Here is a 3,770-nt window from a genome sequence, read left to right as displayed (position 1 = left end):
GGCCCTGTACGGTGCGCTGCTGCCGGCGTGCACGGCGCAGAGCTACCCCAACATCATCTACATGGACGGGGTGCACGGCTCCGACGCCGCCGCACTGGCGCTGGCTGTCACCAGGAAGGCGATCGGCTGACGCCCGGGCGACACCGAAAATTCGTACCGAGGCCCGCGGAGCACATCCGCGGGCCTCTCTACTTTTTATCGATCAAGCAGTGACGGACTCGCCCCCTTGCATTCTCGTTACGAGTATGACATATTTCCCATCGTTCTCAACACGAGAACGCTTAGACGACGCCTGCCGCCGAGGTGAGCTTTGATCCAGATCGCCGACGTCCTTTCCACGCCGCTCGAGTACGCCCGCCTCTCTCGCGAAGAGCTGGTGGAGCGCATCCGCCGCCGCAAGCAGGAGCTGAACGCGGTGATCCTGGGGCACAACTACCAGCGCGTGGAAATCCAGGAGGTAAGCGACTACCTGGGCGACTCTCTGGGGCTGTCGCAGGAGGCCGCCAGCACCGACGCGGACGTCATCGTCTTCTGCGGCGTGCACTTCATGGCCGAGACGGCCAAGATCCTGTCGCCGGACAAGACGGTGCTCATGCCCGACCTGCGGGCCGGCTGCCCCATGGCCGACTTCGTCACGGGCGACGCGCTGCGCCGGCTCAAGGCGCGCTTCCCCGGCGCGGTGGTGGTGGCGTACGTCAACTCCACCGCCGAGGTGAAGGCCGAATCCGACATCTGCTGCACGTCCGCGAACGCGGTGCAGGTGGTGAACACCATTCCTGCGGACCGGACCATCCTCTTCGTCCCGGACCGCAACCTGGCGCGCTACGCGGCAGAGAAGAGCGGTCGGCCGTACGTCATCGCCGGGCGCGAAGAGGGCGAGATCCAGCCGGGGAGCATCGTCGCGTGGGACGGCTACTGCTACGTGCACGACGATCTGGTGATGGACGAGCTGGCCGCGGCGAAGAAGAAGCACCCGCGCGCGCTGGTCGTCATCCACCCCGAGTCTCGCGCCGAGCTGCTGGCCCAGGCCGACGTGGTGGCGTCCACGGCCAAGATGGTGGACATCGCCGAGCAGAACGACGAGGTGATCTTCGGCACGGAGCGGGGCATCGTCGACCGCCTGAAGGCGCGCTTCCCCGAAAAGACGCTGGTGCCGCTGTCCGGAGCCGCCATCTGCGGCAACATGAAGGTGAACACGCTGGCCAAGCTGGCGTGGTGCCTGGACCACCAGCAGCACGAGCTGGTGCTTGACGAGGACGTCCGCACCCGCGCCGAGCTTTCCCTGCGCCGCATGCTGAACCTGAACGACGGCTGGGCAGCCCCCACAGCCGAGGAAATGGCCCTGGAAGAAGCCGGCCTGCGCAAAACGGGCTGCGGTTGCGCCTGATCGCACCTGTCCGATTGAAGAAACGAGCGGCGGCATCCAACGGTGCCGCCGCTCCTGTTTTCGCCTCCCCTAATCGTCTGTCATCCAGAGGCCCAACCGCACCGTACCCGCCCGCAAACCGTTTATTGCGGGCCGAAGGATCCAGCCTGCGCCACTTCGATGCTTGGGCGCGGCAGCGAACACCCAAGCCCGCCAGCCCGAGCCCTCCCTTCGCTCAGAACGAGTTTCGAGCATCATCGGTCGTGCGAACTTCCTCGCCACCAAGCACATGCCCGTCGTGATACGCCTGGTGGCGGATCGCGTTGGATTGACAGGAGATACGCACGTCCGTACCGTTCGCATCATGGTGCGGCACATCGTTCACCTGGGCGGACGGGCACGACGGATGATTCCCCGGCTGGAGTTGAGGAGGCTGGCCTTTGCAAGGCTGAAGGATGCGCGCGCCCTCTACGCGTCCGGCCGTTACGACGCGGCGCGATACCTGTGCGGCTACGCGGTGGAACTGGCGCTGAAGGCACGCATCTGCCGGACCTTGCGGTGGGAGGCGTTTCCGCAGACGCGGAAGCAGTTCGAGCACTACGGCAGCTTCAAAATCCACAACCTCCAGGTACTATTGCGCTTGAGCGGGATGGAGGAGCGGATCCGCACCCGCCACCACGGCGATTGGGTGCAGGTTTCCGACTGGGATCCCACTTTCCGGTATGCGGCGGAGGGCACAACGCAGGCCGATGTCGCGAAGAGCATTCTGACCTCTGCCCGTCAGATCGTGAGGGCCCTATGAGAGACTTGATCGAGGAACTGCGGCCGGTCGAACGGGAACTCGCAGCCGAATTCGGAGAGTTTGCGCTGTTCGCGTTGTTCGAAACCGAGGACAGCCTGTTCGACCAGTATGAATTGTACGTCGCTGCCCCTTGGTTGAATGCGGACTACGCGCTCCGCGTGCGGATCAGCGAGGTGCTCCGGGCGCGGCTGACGTTAGACGATTTTTTCCGGGTGCAACGGATCATCGCGGTGCCGGTGGCGCACCCGGACTTTTCGAAGGAACTCCGCTACTATCCCACTGCCGGGTGTGTGGTCGAAGTTTACAACCGTCAGCTTTTCGAAAAGTTCGTTGCGCGCGGCTGCATCATCACCTGCCGGCCCGACCTCATGCCAGTCGCAAGAAGCGCGGAGAACGAAGCGTCGGCGCCGCGTCGGGTGCGGCTTTCGAGGTCGCCCGGCGCTGCTCAACCTCCGGCGCTGCCACGCACGTAAGCACGCGCGTCGCCCGATCGAAGCACCCGTAGTCGCCCATTTCGCTTCCGGCGCACTCGAGCGGCCCGGACCTGCTCGGGAACGCCCCGGCGCTACGTTCCGCGTCTGCGATGCCGCCGGGCGCCGGCGAGCGGCGCGCGGGTTGCAACGGCACTCGCAGTCCGTTACTTCTAGGGCAGTTATCCCGCGTCTTCACTGGTTTCGGCCCCACCTCCGCGCCCATGCCCGCAGCCTGCATCGAGCGACTCCCCGGCTGGAGCCGCCCTTCTGTGTGGCCGCGGTACAGGTGGGGCGCATGACCCGTCCCCTGCGCCTGCTGACGCTAGGGCACTCCTACGTCGTCGGCACCAACCGGCGGTTGGCGCACGCGATGGCGCAGGCCGGGGCGGGGGAGTGGGAGGTGACGGTCGCCGCCCCGGAGTCGTTTCCCGGCGACCTTGGCCCCATCGCGCTGGAGCCGTTCCCGGGCGAGCTGCCGCGGCTGGTGCCGGTGCCCGTCCATGGCGCAAGTCGCGTCCATACCATGCGCTACGGCCGCCGCCTTCGCGCGCTTTTGCGCGAGGGGTGGGACGTGGTGCACTGCTGGGAGGAGCCGTACATCCTCGCTGGCGCGCAGGTGGCGGCGTGGACACCGCCCGAGGCACGGCTGGTGTACGCCACCTTTCAGAACCTCCCGAAGCGCTACCCGCCCCCGTTCGCCTGGGCCGAGCGGTACGCCCTTCGCCGCGCGGCCGGGTGGGTGGCGTTCGGCGAAACGGTCCACGACGCACTGCGCGTTCGCCCTGGGTATGACCATCTCCCGGTCGCGGTGATCTCGCCCGGGGTAGACACGGAGCTGTTCCGCCCGGACACCGAGGCCGGTGCGCGCGTCCGTGGGTCTCTTGGTTGGCGGGAGGACGGGCCGCCGGTGATCGGCTTCCTCGGCCGGTTCGTCGCCGAGAAGGGGCTGCGCACGCTCATCGCGGCGCTGGACGCGGCGCGGGAGCCGTGGCGCGCGCTGATCGTCGGCGGCGGGGCCATCGAGGGCGAGCTGCGGGCGTGGGCGGCGGGCCGGGGGGACGCGGTGCGCATCGTCACTGGTGTGCCGCATCACGAGGTCCCTGCGTACCTGAACGCGATGGACGTGCTG

At 67.3% G+C, this 3,770-nt stretch carries 4 protein-coding genes; all 4 read left to right on the top strand.

The genetic code is table 11. The features are described from left to right. Positions 1-310: 310 nt before the first annotated feature. Positions 311-1,387 carry a quinolinate synthase NadA gene (nadA, locus tag VIB55_RS06025; RefSeq protein ID WP_331875765.1) on the top strand — a complete coding sequence of 359 codons (1,077 nt, stop codon included), beginning with the start codon at positions 311-313 and terminating at the stop codon, positions 1,385-1,387. Between the two features lie 268 nt (positions 1,388-1,655). After that, positions 1,656-2,168, top strand: a complete 513-nt coding sequence (locus VIB55_RS06020; RefSeq protein ID WP_331875764.1) for a HEPN domain-containing protein — start codon at positions 1,656-1,658, stop codon at positions 2,166-2,168. A gap of 5 nt (positions 2,169-2,173) precedes the next feature. Then, positions 2,174-2,641, top strand: coding sequence for a hypothetical protein (locus tag VIB55_RS06015; RefSeq protein ID WP_331875763.1), 468 nt, complete (start codon positions 2,174-2,176; stop codon positions 2,639-2,641). A gap of 295 nt (positions 2,642-2,936) precedes the next feature. Beyond that, positions 2,937-3,770: glycosyltransferase family 4 protein (locus VIB55_RS06010; protein ID WP_331875762.1), on the top strand; the 834-nt coding region annotated here is incomplete at its 3' end.

Origin of the sequence: Longimicrobium sp. (assembly GCF_036554565.1) — a bacterium.
Classification (GTDB): domain Bacteria; phylum Gemmatimonadota; class Gemmatimonadetes; order Longimicrobiales; family Longimicrobiaceae; genus Longimicrobium.
Note: the sequence above shows the minus strand (reverse complement) of the source record. Positions and strands in the feature narration are given on the sequence as shown.